Here is a 13,929-nt window from a genome sequence, read left to right as displayed (position 1 = left end):
TATTCAAAGTAATTAAAGCTGACTTACAATCTGCTCTGCAGCATGAGCAAGTAGGTTATTAGCTGGGAAGAATGATTGATAAGGCTGTGAAGAATAACTAAATTGAGTTAATTTATCGACTGTTATTCCAAATTGGATAGCCATTGTAATTTGGTCAACCTTATCAGTTACAGGTTCACCACTTACTACTTGTCCACCAATTATTTTTTTAGTATTTCTATCAGCAATTAATTTTACTTCTACTTCTTTAGCAAATGGCATTACAGGGAAAGCAGTAGTGAATTTTGCTTTTCCAACTACAATGTCATAGCCATTTTCCTTTGCAACTCTTTCTGTTAATCCTGAACTTCCTACAAAATAGTCTACAACTTTTGTCGCAGCTCCATTATAGAATCCTTCATATTTTCTATCTGCACCTAATAGGTTTTTAGCCAATAATCTAGCCATTGGTACAGCATTAGTTGCTAGTTTACCTAGTCCAACTTTACCTGTGATAGCATTTGTATATTCAACACAATCTCCTACAGCATAAACATCTGGGATATTTGTTTCCATTTTTTCATTTACAACAATACCCGTTTTGCTAATTTCTAACTCAGTATCTCTAAATATATCAACTGAAGGTCTCATACCAACAGCAAATACAATTAATGGTTTTGAATCAAATTTAATAGGGTCGCCCTTCTCTAAAACTACTTCTTCTACATATTCTGTTCCATTTAAAGAAAGAACCTTATTTCCTAAATTTAATACAATTCCAGTATCAGCTAATTGTTTTTGAACATCGTCCATCACGTCTGCATCCATCATATTAGGTAAAATAGTAGGGAACATGTCTACTAAATGAGTTTTAACATTACATTTATTAAGAGCTTGAGCTAACTCTATACCTATAGCACCAGCACCAACAACTACAGCTTCTTTTAGTCCTTGGTCAACTAGATTCATAACATATTTTAAGTCATTTTCGCTTTTGAATGTCATTACATTTTTTAAATTAGTACCTTCAATTGGTGGTAAAATTGGTTCGGCTCCTGTTGCAATGATTAATTTTTCATATTTATAGGAGTCACCTTTTCTAGTTTTTACTGTTTTGGAGTCAAAATCTACAGATTCTACATAATCACGTACTAGATTTGCTCCTGCATCAGTTACTATGTCATCTGATTTAAGTGTTTTTTCTACAGGTAATAGACCTTCTACTGCATAAGGCATAGCACAATAAATCATAGAATGGTCTTCAGGTCTGATTATAGTTACATCTTTGCTATCTTTAATATTTTTAGCTATAGTAATTGCAGCAGGTCCACCACCGATAACTAGAATTTCACAAGTTTTCATACAATACATCTCCTTTTATATAATGTCGAAATTTTTTTAATATATTACACTACTATAGTATACCCCGTAATGGTATATTGTCAAGCTGGATAAGTTAATTGATAACAAAATGATAACATATATTTAAAACATTTACCTTATATAGGTATATATATTAGTACAAAAAATAAACCCTAAGCTATTACAAACTTAGGGAAGTTTAACATTTTTATTTAATAAAAAGGAAATCTTCTAAACGGTTTTCTAAAAGGCCTTCTATTGAAAGGTCTTTTGTATAGTACAGTTAATAATAAAAACCATAACAATAAGCTTGAACCACTGACGTATTGTCTTCTTGATAATGTCCTTGATTCAGATGCATTTTCATCTACTCTTATTAGCTGTTTAAGGAACTCCATATCAGCCATAGGATTTTCTTCTTTAAACCCTTCCATTTTAGATAATAACTCTAGGTTCTTAATATGTTGTAATTTAACTTCATTTGGAACTTCAGCTTGTACTTTTTCTATTTCGGCTAGGATTTCTCTATCTGTTTTGTCTTGATATTCCTTTGAATACTTATCTAACTCTTCTATAACAGCTTCATCATATAGAAGTCTATTGAACATATACTCAAAATTATCAGCCATTTTCTATTGCCTCCCTTTATACTATTTGGCAATAGTATTATACGTACTGATTTTCAATGTGTGAATAGGTTACTCAAAAATCTAAGTCTCGAATAAATGAAGTAAAAATAGAAAAAAATATAAAAAATATTGTATTAAAAAGGTGATTTGAGTGGAGGTATATACTACTGTACGAGGGGGACATCCATTTGTTGGCATATTAATCAACTCCAATATTAATTTACTTAATATATAGTTATTCAGTATATTTTTAAACTGTGTATTAACATAAATAAAATCACACAATAAAGTAAATACTATTGACAAAATAACTAAAAACACTATATAATTGTTACAAGAATTTAATATACATAAAAGCTGTGAAGAGAAGAGTAGATATTAGACTAAGTCAAAGCGAGCTGGTGATGGTGAGAGACCAGTACAAGGTCTTATATTGAAGAACATCTCGGAGCTTCTAACTGAAATTTCAATTAGAAAGAGTAGGATTAGACGGAACCAATCCGTTAAAAGTTGGACAGTATCGAGTGTATGTTACTCCGTACTGATAGAGTTGAGTTATTTATAACTAAATTGGGTGGTACCGCGGAAGTAAAGCCTTTCGTCCCATGATGGGATGAAGGGCTTTTTATTTTTAGAGAATTAAAAGGAGGAATTTTAAATGAAATGTTTAGAAAAAAGATTAAGAATACCAAAAGGCTATAAGCCTAAACTAGATTTATTAGAAACTGAGATTGGAATAAAACAAATTAAAGACCACTTTGAAAGAACATTAGCAAAGAAACTTGATTTAACTAGGGTATCAGCTCCATTGTTTGTTAGACCTGAGACTGGATTAAATGACAATCTAAATGGTGTAGAAAGACCTGTATCATTTGATGTTTTAGACATTGAAGGTAAAAATGTAGAGATAGTTCATTCTTTAGCTAAATGGAAAAGAATGGCGTTAGCTAAGTATGGTTTTAAAAAAGGTAAGGGGTTATATACTGATATGAACGCAATACGTAGAGATGAAGAGTTAGATAATCTCCACTCTATATACGTTGACCAATGGGATTGGGAAAAGATTATTAGTAAGGAAGAAAGAAATGTGGACACATTAAAGAAAATAGTAAGAATAATTTATAGTACTCTAAAGGAAACAGAAGAGGAAATTTGTAACATGTATCCAGTACTTGAAAAACAACTTCCAGACAATATACATTTTGTTACTACACAGGAATTAGAAGATAGATATCCAAGCTTAACTCCAAAGCAAAGAGAAGATACTATTGCTAAAGAAAAAGGAGCAGTTTTTATAATGCAAATAGGTGGTAAATTGAAGTCTGGAATAAAACATGACGGTAGGTCACCAGATTATGATGATTGGACTTTAAATGGGGATATTATTTTATGGTATCCAGTATTAGAAACAGCTTTTGAAATATCTTCTATGGGAATAAGGGTTGATGAAGATACACTAGAAAAGCAACTTAAGTTAGCAAAATGTGAAGAAAGAAAGAATCTTCCATTTCATCAAGCAATACTAAAAAGAGAGTTACCTTATACAGTAGGTGGAGGAATAGGACAATCGAGAATGTGTATGTACCTTCTGCAAAAAGCTCACATAGGAGAAGTCCAAGCATCTGTTTGGTCTAAAGAAATGATAGAAGTGTGTGGAAAGGCAAATATAAAACTATTATAAAAAGTAGTAAATTATCATCTGACGTCCTTTAAATGAAAATTACTAAAGAATAAAGCAAAAAAAGTCGAATATTATAATGAAGGACAATAGATTTTTTACATTTAAGGGGCGAAGGCTGTAATGAAAGTTAATTATAATATAATTAGAAATAATATAAATTCTGAAAATAACTTATTTGGTTTACAAAAAGGTCAAATTTTTCAAGTTAATGTATGTCAAAGACTTTCGGGGAAAGAGGCTATTATCAATATAAAAGGGCAGCAAGTTAAAGCTGTATTTACAGGTAATGTACCTAATAAGGAAAATGCTTTTGTAAAAATAGTAAACATTGATAATGATATGCTTGCTGTAGAAGAGGTAAATAAAAATATTACATCACAAACCAACAATTTACATGTAACTAATGTATTAAAGGAACTTGGAATTAAACCTTCTAAAGAAATTAATGATGTCGTTAAAATGTTACTAGATAACGATGTTTCCATAACAAAAGAGACTATAAAAGATATAAAAGGTTTTTTAGAAAAAGGTAAAGGCGAATACAAAGATAAATTGGATACTATAAAGTCATTAATAAGAAAAGGTATAAAAATAACTTCTGAGAATTTAAAGGTTGTACATGAGGCGTTACATGGAGAAAAATTTAATGATGTATTAGTGGATTTAGTAAATAATATTGTTCCGGAGGAAATATATTCTTTAAAAGGAATACAGAGTAAAAATTTAAGTAAGTGTTTACAGGAAACGCTCAATAACATAAAAATCATGGTACAATCTAATGAGGATTTTGAAAAAATAAAAAGTGAAATAAAAAACTTATTAATGAAATTAAATAATGGTAAGATTTATATAAATTTAAAAGAGGTATTAGAAGAGGCTTCTAAACTAAACAATAATGACTTTAAACAGCTAGCATATGATAAAATATTAAAATTAATAAATGAAATAGATGTTGAAGATAAAAATATGACAACAATAGAGAGTACAGATATAGAGGCAAAGGAAGGTCAATACGATAATATTAATGAAAATGAAGAGCATTTAGATATTGTACAAAATGACCAATTACAGCAAGCTTTAGCTAATATAGACTCAGCTACAAAAGACTTTGTAATTACAAAGGTAACAAAGGAAATGAAGCTTGCTGATAACAAATTTAAAGAATTAAAAAGGGAAATAATAAGAAATATTGATACTATAGTTTATTCTACAAAGAATAATAAGACTATAAACCAACAAAATACTATAATGACCATTGAAAATACAATTGATACTTTAGATAGAGCTATTTTAAAAAGTAAGGTCACTATGTTTACTGATATGAGAACAGAAAGAGATTTGCTCGTAGCAAGCAGTAAATTAACAAAAGCTAAGAAACTACTTGCAAAAGGAAATCGAAGTGAAGCTATTAAGTTGTTAGGAGAAGTAAAGACGAGTTTATCAAAGCTTAACTGGAAACCTTCTGATAAAAAAGTAGTACACTTAGTAGTGAAAGAAGGAATTTATAATAATGGTAGAGGTTTAGAGAATAGATTAATGTCATATTTCAATGATATAGCTAATCCTTTACCACATCATGAACCATCTGCAAAAAATATATATGAGATGTTTAGAAGATTAGGATTAAATTATGATAGTGAAGTAGCACGAAGTATGACCAGTGGATATGAAGAATTGTCTAAGGAAGATATACAAAAAAATATAAAAGCAACTTTACTAGAGCTTATGAAAAACAACGAAAATAGTAAAATAGATGTTGATAATAAAGTTATGAGGATATTAGACAATCTTACAGGACAGCAGTTATTAAGTAAAAATGAAGGAGAACAATCTCAGCAAAATATGTATTTTAATATACCAGTTAATATAGAATCAAAGCTTGAAAATTTAAAGCTATTTATTAATTCAAAGCAAGAAAGAGGTAAAATTGATTGGGAAAATTCTACTTTATATTTCTTAATAGAAACTAAAAAATTAGGAGAAACAGGTATCCTCTTATCTGCAAATAAAGGAAATATTTCAATAACAGTAAAAAATGATAGTAAAGATGTAAGGTATCAAATGCAGCCATTTATTGACAGATTTAAGGATAGTCTAGAGAGTATAGGATACAAGGTTGTAGGATGTAATTTCGCACCACTGAAAAATTTAGAAGAACTCCCAGAAGAAAATAAAGTGCAAACAGAAAAAGTTAAGTTTAATTTTGATGGGAAAGGATTTGATTTAAGAATATGATGTATCCAGATTATAGTCAGAATAATAGTGACATTACTGAAATAGTAGATACAGATAAAGAGGAAATAGCAGATAAAATTATTGAACTTGCAAAAAAGAGCAATATACCTCTACAAGATAATACAAGCTTAATTTCTAATCTCATTGAAATGGACTTAGGAGAGAATATTCCTCCACAGCTTTATTCAGTTATCGCTGAAATTTTACTAATGTTAGATGACATAGAGACGAATCTATAAGTATTAAAGATTAGATGGGTGTGATAGGTTTGAAGATAAATAAAGTTCAGAATGTAAACGTTGAAAAGATAAAAGGGAAGGAAAATATTGATACTGACAGTATAATGTTTACAGAGCTTCTGACTAAAAAAAGGGATAAGCAAACTTTAGAAAAACTTAATAAATTAATTGAAGATATAAGGAGTTTAGGTAAAGATTTAGTAGAAAAACGTACAGTAGATAACTTATTGAGATATAAAAAGATGATTAGAGAATTTAAAAAGGAAGCTATGGAATATAGTTTAAGACTTGAAAAGCAAGGTGGATTTAGGCGGGGAGGACGCACAAAAATACTCAAGATAGTAAAAAAGGTAGATGAAAAACTAATACAACTTACGGACGAAGTTCTTAGTAAAGAAAAAAAGGGATTAAACATTTTAAAGCTAGTTGGTGAAATAGAAGGATTACTTATAGATATATATACTTAATTTATTTACAAACATGCAGTAACACTGCATGTTTTTTGCAATAAGCTTGTTTTAAATTTCAGTAAACTAATAAAGAAATTAAAAAAATAATCCGATAAACATTAAGAAAATGTGAATATAACAACTTGCTGAAATGAAGACTTATCACATTGTTTACTATTATATTATATTCTTTTAACATTAATTATATAGAATATAACTATTACATGAGAGTACTGTTTATTCCTTAGCAGGAGGATTGTTTTATGGAATTATTTAGAAATGACTATTTTACTTTAAAAACACTAAACAACAAGGTGTTTATAGATATAATTCGTATAGGATATCGTATGCAAGATTTTAATAGTATTCTAGACAAACACCCTAGAATATCAATAACGAAATTTTTAAACCTAAGACAGGCATTAGAAAAAGGTACTATTGAGCCGGTTGAAATAGGTGTATTGAAACCAATTGTAGAAGTGAAAATATCTTCAGATAATATGAGAGCTACTGTAAAACTAAATATAACAAAAGAAAAGTTTGAAAGTAATAAAAAGGATATAGTTTATAAAGTATTAACAACATTAAAAGAAAAAGGGGTAACTCAAGGACTAAAATTTAACGTTTTAAACAATGAATTAAGGCCATTAAAGGAAGTAGTTGTTGCTGAAGGTACACTTCCGACAGATGGAGAAGATGCAGTTGTAAAATATATAGATATACCAGAGCCTCAACCAACTATAAGAGAAGATGGAACAGCTGATTATTATGAAATTAATTTAATACAACAGGTTAAAAAAGGAGATTGGCTAGGTGAGAAAATTTTACTGACAACAGGAATTCCAGGAACTAATGTCAAAGGAGAAGTTTTGCCACCTAAAAAAGGCAAGGACAAGCTACTGAGATATGATAAGAATTCTGTAAAGTGTATAAAGCAAGGAAATAAGCAAGTTTTAATAGCGGATAAAGATGGGGTAGTGGAGTTTAAACATGGGAAAATTTGCGTCCTAGACCATCTTATAATTCCTGGTGACGTAGGATATGAGACAGGTAATATAGCATTTAACGGATATGTAACTGTTAAGGGTATAGTGCATGATGGCTTTAGTGTAATTGCTGAAAAAGATATATCTATCCTTGGTACAATGGGCATTGGAGCAGTAGATAAAATAGTATCTAAAGATGGAGATGTTTATATAAAGGGAGGGGTTTCGGGTAAAAATAAGACATTAGTTGAAGCAGGAAAAAATATTTATGTAAAATATGCTAATAGTTGTACTATATCTTGCAAAGATAATGTGAATATAGGCTTTTATGCAATTGATAGTAAAATTACAGCTAAACATATAATTGTTAATTCTAAAAAAGGAAAAATTATTGGTGGACAACTTAGTGCTAAGGCTAAGTTAGTTACTCCAACTGTAGGTAATATAGCAGAGAAAAAAACGGTATTGAATGTAACTGGCTTTAATCGAGAAGCAATAAGCAAAGAATTGAATGAAATTTTATTAGAGTATAAAGAGCTACTAGTACAACTGGAAAAGAATAATCGTACGTTATCTATATATGAAAATTCATTATTAAATCCAGATGATGTGAAAGAAATGGATGAATATAAATACTATCTAGATTCTAATGAAAAATTACTGAATAAGATATCGGAACTCGAAGAAAGAAGAAAAATATTGATGGAATATTTGAAGTCAAAAGGAGAAGGAGAAGTATCAATTTTAAAGAAAGCTTATCCAAAGACTTTTATTCAAATAAAAAATGTTCAAAAGATAATTAAGAATATAACTAATGGAACGTTCTTTATTGAAAATAATACGATACATTTTGATTAAGGGGTGGCTATTTTGTATATGTCAAATATTGATAGCTCTATTACTAGCAAATTATATAGATATGAGGCATTATTACAAGCTATTGACTTTTTTACTCAAAGGTTTGATTTAGAGCAACTTAGTAATTTCGCATTTGAATTTGCTAATGAGATATTAACTCTTAAATCTTCTGCTCTTTTTATTTCAGAGGATGATAACTTTGTGCTAAAAAATAGAAGAAATTATAGTATAGATAGTTATAGCGTTGAAAATGACTCAAAAATTCAATTGATAGCTACTTTACATGGAACTATAATTACTACAAACCTACAACAATATTTTAGTCCAGAGTTTATAAGAAAATTCCGAATACGTTTAGTAATACCTTTAATAATTGATGATAAACTCTATGGATTTATTGTCTCAGACGGGAAGGCAATAGGAGAATGTGATGAGTCTGATTATGTAATTGCCAAGACCCTTATGAGACTTTTTAATAACTCTTTAGAAAACAGTAAAATTTTTTCTGAATTAAAAACTAAAAATAATGAACTAGATGAAAAAATATTTAATTTGTTTGCAATAAATCAGAGTTCCAAAATGCTTCTATCAGAATTAAACTTAGAAAACTTATATACTATTGCAACTGATGTATTTGGAGAGATAACAAGTAGCAAAGTAACATCATTTGGGATATATAATGATACAACTAATACAATACAGATTAAGGGATATAGAAATGTTTCAACCTTTTCTAAATATTTTACAGAATTGAAGTTTAACTCAAATAGTTATACAGATAATAAGATAGTTTTAGATATTAATGAAGATATTGAAATAATAAAATCTTTATTTATTAATTGGGAAGAGTTATTAAATTTAGACGCAAAATATATTATTTTACTAGTTAAAGAAAAGTTATTGGGATTAGTTACATTGAGTGAACCGGTTACTAATTCAACCTATAAACAATCAATTTTTGAATTAATTGAGACGTTGGCTTCCTTTACTTATATAGCATTATCAAATGCAATGTTATTTGAAGAAATAAAGCAACAAAAGAAAATTATCGAAAAGAAGTTTAAAACATTAGTTAACTTAAATAAATTAGTTAACAATATTAATCATTGTACTAGTATAGACGAGTTGTTTGAATTGACATTAAAGGCACTTAACATATCATTTGGTATAAAAAAAGCTTTTATAGCATTAAGGGATAATGAGAAAGTATATAAAATTAAAGACAGTAAGGGTGTAGAATTAAGGAACTATCAATTTAGTATAAACAAACATTGGGAAGATACTTTTTCAGGAGAGACTATTTATGATTTTACAGAATCTAGTTGTATACAATATTTTAATGAAGAACTATATAAAGGATTTGGAAAAACAAATTGTACAGTAATATCTCCTATAATAGTAGAAAATTATAGCTTGAGTTACGAAAGCTATCCTTTAGGTTACTTAGTTGTGTTAAAAACGAAAGATAGTCTTCAAGAAGAAGAGATATTATTACTAGATACAATAACTAAGAATATTTCACCGGTTATATATCAGATGAATATCAGAGAACAGATTCAAGAATTATATATTGAGGACCCAAAAAAGAAGTTTTTGGATGTTTTGAGTTCTAAAATAAAGGAAAGAAATGAATATCTTTTAGATTTCAACTTATATTATAAAAAAGTTAATAAACATCCATTTGAAGAAGTGGAACTTCATGAATATAAAGGACTAGAGCATTATATAGTTGATAATTACGTGTTTGTATTTACCTACGAAGATTTAAAAAATGAAGAACTTATGAAAATACCAACTCCAAATACAATAGATGAGTTTCTAAATTATCAATTCTAGTTCTGACAAAGTCCCCTCAAGAATTGAATTAAAGCTATTAACTACTAACAACGAACTACTAACTAAAAAATCTGCTTTAGTTGATTTTGTTCTTCCCTAATAAAGAGACGAAGTTGACTTTATTATGTAATATAGTTGTTAAAATTTATTATAGTGAATCAATTAATTTATTTAATAAAACGTTTACATTGGTATCTAACTACCCTTTAACAAATATAGAAAATACAGAGAGTTTAATTAGTATCATAAAATCGAAATGTAAAGAATACGACATTGATTATAGGGGAAATTAAATAATGTTATGATTAAATGTAAAAGGACTTTTAAAGGAACAGTGTATATAAAGAGTATGCTGTTCTTTTTTATGTGTTAAAAAATGTATAAACTTACATAGATATAATAAATAATTAACAATGAGTTAAACATAAAAAATGTTGGTTTGCTAAAATATAATTCAGATGATAATAATCTAAGAAGCAGGTCAACACTTATAACAATGAATACACTGTAATAAATTAATAGGAGGGGCAATAAATGGGGGAAAGTCAAAAACATAAAAAAATAATCGTGTTTAGTAGTTTAATATTTTTTTCATTATTTTATTGGGGAATTAAACATCTACAAAACTTTTTACCTGATTTAACTTTATGGAGAACTGTTAATCTCTATGTAGATATAGTTCCATATCGAATTAATATATTTGATATAATTCACTATTCATTTGGATTGATGTTTTTTATAACAGCTATATTAAATCTTTTAGAAATATATGAACAATCATATTCAGAAAATAATAATCAATCTAATGAAATACCTAAGTTAATGACAACAGGACATTATGGTAGAGTAAGACATCCAATGTATGGAACTCTTATGTTAATGTGGTTAGGTTTATTTTTTTCATTAAGGTCATTATATGGTGCCAGTGTATTTATGCTAATTGTAATAGTACAAGTCATAAATGGAATAGTAGAAGAAAAAACGTTGTTAGCAAGGGTATATGGTAAAGAATATGAAGAGTATAAAAAAAGAGTAAAAACAAGATTCCTTACCGAGATTATGAAATTATATTTTAGTATTGCGAGTATAATAATTGTATTTGGAATAGTATTTATGGTTTAACGATAGAAAATGAATATATCAATATGAGATTATATTGTTTTGAAATTACTGTAACCCGCAAATTATTGTGGGTTATTTTACTTTTTGATTTATTTCAATTATGTTATTATATAAGAAATAATACAGAGAAGAGGGTTAATAGTGGTAATTATAACTAATATAGAAGAACAGAAAAATAATACTAATAGAGTTAACATATATATAAATAATGGGTTCTTTATGGGAACATTTAAGGAAGTTGTTTATAAATTAGGACTGCAAGAAGGTTCAATAGTAGAAGAAGAAGAATTAAGAGAAATAATCAATGAAGAACTATATATAAGTGCCAAAGCAAAAGCGTATCAAATTTTAAGTAAAGCTATGCAGAGTGAAAATCAGTTAAGATATAAGCTTATTAATAGGGGTTATGAAGAACATATAGTTGACAAAGTGATAGAAAAGCTAAAAGAATATAAAATGCTTAATGATACAGAAATGGCTAAATATTTAACTAAGTCTAAAAAAAGGTCAAAAAAATATGGTAAAAACAGGATTATATATGATTTGAAGAGAAAGAAAATAGATAAAAAAATTATAAATAAAGTGATAGAAGAAGAAGTAAAAGAAGAAGAAGAGTATGAAAATGCAGTATATTTAGCACATAAAAAAATAAAAAAAATAAAAGATACAGATAAAAGAAAAATATATCAAAAGTTATCATATCATCTGTCCTATAAAGGATTTAGCTATGATGTTATAAAAAAAGCAATAAAAGAAGTTATTGGGGAGTAATTCACAATAGTATTAAACAATGGGATTTTATAGAAGTAATAGGGGTTAACCGAAGGAAAAGTTTTGAATTTTCGTACTTTTTGATATAATTAAAATATAAGGAGTACTATGGAGGGGGTTTTGTGGGAAAAGTAATAAATTTTGCAGATGCTAAAAAGAGAATTAAAAGAAAAGAAAAATTAGGAAATAGGAAAAGGTTTGCTCCTACTATGATTATAATCATAAGCCTACTTATAATCATATTAGTAACGGTTACAGTATTTTTTGAGGATAAAGCTACATCGTTTAGAGAAAATACTATATATACTAGAACAGGCATGAGTGTTTATTAACTCATGCCTGTTTAAAATTAAGCAGCTTGTTGAGCTTCATAGTCTTTGCTAACTGGTTTATTGTATTTCTTAACATAAGTTTTGATTAATATGATTGTTGCTATTGTATATAATACTGCAGCTACATAATATGGAATTCTATATCCATCGAATAAGAATTTACCCATATTAAAAGCAGGTATAGCCATGATATAACCAGCTATGAAAGATGATAATGCACGAGTACCAGAACTAAATAGTGCCATAACTCCTGACAAAGGAGCTCTTTGATTTTCATCTACGAAATCTAGAGGTAAACTATACATAACTGGCATAGCCAGATTCATAAGTCCTGATCTCATAAAGAAAGCAATTGTTAAAGCTGGTATCATAGCAGAACCAAATTGGTCTGAGTTTACTATAATTAACATAAATGGAACTGATGCTAAAGATGCACCACCTAGAGTTACAACTCTACCAAGTTTCTTTACAAGTAAGGGACAAATAAACATACCAATAACCATTGCGAAATATTGAACAGATAATATGTTACCTACTGTAGTAGGATCTAATTTTAATCCATTTTTAAAGAAGTTAGCAAAGAATGGACAGAATAATCCAGCACCTAGTCCTATGAATCCCATGTATACTAAGTAAAGAATAACTTCCTTATTTGCGACCATTTTGAAATCTTCTATAAACGAAGATTTTTTAGTATTTATATTAACTTTATTCTTATCTTTAACTTCATCCATTGCTAAAATACTGAATATTCCTAATGCTCCTATAATGGCAGCAGCAAAAGTATAGTATTTGTATGCAACTAATTCACTAACTCCATATTTGCTTTGGAAGAATTCTACTAGATTTCCTGATGTCTTAGTAATAATAACAACTGCTAACCAATATAGTCCGTACATAACAGACATTATTGAAGACCTTTCTTTTTCACCTGTATTTGCAGTTATACAAGGAGCCGGTAACACTTCGTAAACACCTTGGGATAAACCAAAAATAAAGTTTAATACATAAAGAATAATTACATTATTTATAAATCCATTTAAAATAAGACACAATGAACCAATAATAGTACCAGCCATTAACACAGGTTTATAACCAAATTTGTTAGCACCTGTACCTACAGGAACTGATGCAACAGCCATACCTAAAGTATGCATAGCAAAGGCTGTACCTAGTACTGCTGGACTAAATGAGTTTTCAATCACTATACCTAGACCTGTCCAAGTTGCTCCTAGCAAGATACCATATAAAATGTTAGTTAACATAAATAACTTAGCGTTTTTTGAAGCTTTTTTTAAGTCATTTAAATAGCTTTTAATAGCTTCCATATTAAAACCTCCTTTGATTTGATGAAAAACTGATTCAATGAAAAACGTTTGCAAACTACTACTGCCCGTAACACCGCCCGGTTAATTATTTCACAACTTGTACTGAAGAGTCAATATTTATA

The 13,929-nt window shown here is 28.5% G+C and carries 12 protein-coding genes and 1 other annotated feature; of the genes, 9 read left to right on the top strand and 3 right to left on the bottom strand.

Annotated features, from left to right (window positions below):
* Window positions 1-12 precede the first annotated feature (12 nt).
* Entirely contained in the window at window positions 13-1,341 is a 1,329-nt protein-coding gene (locus L21TH_RS05535; protein ID WP_006311262.1) for an FAD-dependent oxidoreductase, read from the bottom strand.
* 212 nt (window positions 1,342-1,553) lie between these two features.
* Complete coding sequence (locus tag L21TH_RS05530; RefSeq protein WP_006311260.1) at window positions 1,554-1,970, bottom strand: hypothetical protein; 417 nt, start codon at window positions 1,968-1,970, stop codon at window positions 1,554-1,556.
* A 350-nt stretch (window positions 1,971-2,320) separates the two neighbouring features.
* Window positions 2,321-2,579, top strand: a binding site (T-box leader).
* A gap of 49 nt (window positions 2,580-2,628) precedes the next feature.
* On the opposite strand from L21TH_RS05530, the gene asnA reads away from it, so the two are divergent.
* From asnA to L21TH_RS05485, 9 genes are all read left to right on the top strand, one after another.
* Window positions 2,629-3,651, top strand: a complete 1,023-nt coding sequence (gene asnA / locus L21TH_RS05525; protein WP_006311252.1) for an aspartate--ammonia ligase — start codon at window positions 2,629-2,631, stop codon at window positions 3,649-3,651.
* Window positions 3,652-3,771: 120 nt separating this feature from the next.
* The gene (locus L21TH_RS05520) at window positions 3,772-5,886 is read left to right on the top strand and encodes a hypothetical protein (RefSeq protein ID WP_006311251.1); all 2,115 of its coding nucleotides are present in this window, start codon (window positions 3,772-3,774) and stop codon (window positions 5,884-5,886) included.
* Entirely contained in the window at window positions 5,883-6,125 is a 243-nt protein-coding gene (locus tag L21TH_RS05515; protein WP_006311250.1) for an EscU/YscU/HrcU family type III secretion system export apparatus switch protein, read from the top strand. Before L21TH_RS05520 ends, L21TH_RS05515 begins: the two co-directional genes overlap by 4 nt.
* Before the next feature lie 29 nt (window positions 6,126-6,154).
* On the top strand, window positions 6,155-6,592 hold the full coding sequence (locus L21TH_RS05510; RefSeq protein ID WP_006311249.1) for a YaaR family protein: 438 nt from the start codon (window positions 6,155-6,157) through the stop codon (window positions 6,590-6,592).
* 245 nt (window positions 6,593-6,837) lie between these two features.
* On the top strand, window positions 6,838-8,418 hold the full coding sequence (locus tag L21TH_RS05505) for a FapA family protein (RefSeq protein ID WP_006311248.1): 1,581 nt from the start codon (window positions 6,838-6,840) through the stop codon (window positions 8,416-8,418).
* Between the two features lie 18 nt (window positions 8,419-8,436).
* Window positions 8,437-10,254, top strand: coding sequence for a GAF domain-containing protein (locus L21TH_RS05500; RefSeq protein WP_006311247.1), 1,818 nt, complete (start codon window positions 8,437-8,439; stop codon window positions 10,252-10,254).
* 534 nt (window positions 10,255-10,788) lie between these two features.
* Window positions 10,789-11,376, top strand: coding sequence for a methyltransferase family protein (locus tag L21TH_RS13740; protein ID WP_006311239.1), 588 nt, complete (start codon window positions 10,789-10,791; stop codon window positions 11,374-11,376).
* Window positions 11,377-11,517: 141 nt separating this feature from the next.
* On the top strand, window positions 11,518-12,147 hold the full coding sequence (locus L21TH_RS05490) for a regulatory protein RecX (protein ID WP_006311238.1): 630 nt from the start codon (window positions 11,518-11,520) through the stop codon (window positions 12,145-12,147).
* Window positions 12,148-12,269: 122 nt separating this feature from the next.
* Entirely contained in the window at window positions 12,270-12,479 is a 210-nt protein-coding gene (locus L21TH_RS05485) for a hypothetical protein (protein ID WP_006311237.1), read from the top strand.
* A gap of 17 nt (window positions 12,480-12,496) precedes the next feature.
* On the opposite strand, the gene L21TH_RS05480 is transcribed toward L21TH_RS05485, so the two are convergent.
* Complete coding sequence (locus L21TH_RS05480) at window positions 12,497-13,807, bottom strand: MFS transporter (RefSeq protein ID WP_006311236.1); 1,311 nt, start codon at window positions 13,805-13,807, stop codon at window positions 12,497-12,499.
* Window positions 13,808-13,929: the final 122 nt, after the last annotated feature.

It is taken from the genome of Caldisalinibacter kiritimatiensis (assembly GCF_000387765.1).
Taxonomy (GTDB): Bacteria; Bacillota; Clostridia; order Tissierellales; family Caldisalinibacteraceae; genus Caldisalinibacter; species Caldisalinibacter kiritimatiensis.
The sequence above is the reverse complement of the archived record's forward strand: the minus strand, read 5'-3'. Positions and strand labels throughout refer to the sequence as shown.